Source organism: [Mycobacterium] manitobense (assembly GCF_025821665.1).
Lineage (GTDB): Bacteria > Actinomycetota > Actinomycetes > Mycobacteriales > Mycobacteriaceae > Mycobacterium > Mycobacterium arseniciresistens.
Map to the genome: position 1 here is coordinate 1 of NZ_JACKSJ010000238.1, position 744 is coordinate 744.

A 744-nucleotide genomic window follows, 5' to 3' on the forward strand; every position below is an offset into this window, starting at 1 on the left:
CCGTGGCCCTCGAGGCCGTCGGCGGCCCGCCCGCCCGCCGGTGCCAGGCCCGCGGTGGCCGCTGCTGGGTCGAGGTGCGTGGACTCGGCGGGCCGCACGGTAAGGCCGTCGCCGCCGAGGTCGTCCGGGCCGTGAAGGGGATGACCGGTGTGCGGTCGGTGTCGCTCAACACGACGGTCTCGCGCATCGTGGTGAGCATCGACGACGACGGACCGTCACTGCCCGCGCTGCTGCGTGCCGTCGACGAGGCCGAGCGCGCCGCCGATGCGGACGTCCGCCGCAGCAGGCCGGTGAACCTCCCGGGAGACGATGCGGTGCTGGCGGCGCGCACTGCCGGTGCCGCCGTCGCCCTTGCGGGTCTCGGCCTCTCGGTGACCGGCACCGTACTGCGGCTGCGGGGCCTGCCCGACGTCGTGTCCGCCCTGCCGACCCTCACCGATCACATGCCGCGGCTGCGCAAGCAGGTCGAGGGCCGGCTCGGCCCCGACGGCACGGACCTGTTCTTCGCCACCGTGCACGCCGCCGCAGCCGCCCTTGCCGTCTCGCCGGTGTCCGCCGCCGCGGAGTCGGCCCAGCGCACGATGCTGGCCGCCGAGGCGTGGAACGACCGGTTGGCCTGGCGCCGGCACGAACCGCGGCTGGCCCGCCACGCGGATCACGACCGCCCGCCGACGAGCCGCGTCGCACCCGGGGAAGGCCGGGCCGACCACTACGCCGACCGGGCCGCCACCGTGGGCGCCGGTG

Annotated in this window: 1 pseudogene; it reads left to right on the forward strand. The window is 76.9% G+C overall.

The annotated features are described in order from the left end of the window. Positions 1 to 744 (forward strand): annotated as a pseudogene (locus tag H7I41_RS26595) (cation-translocating P-type ATPase); the annotation flags it as partial.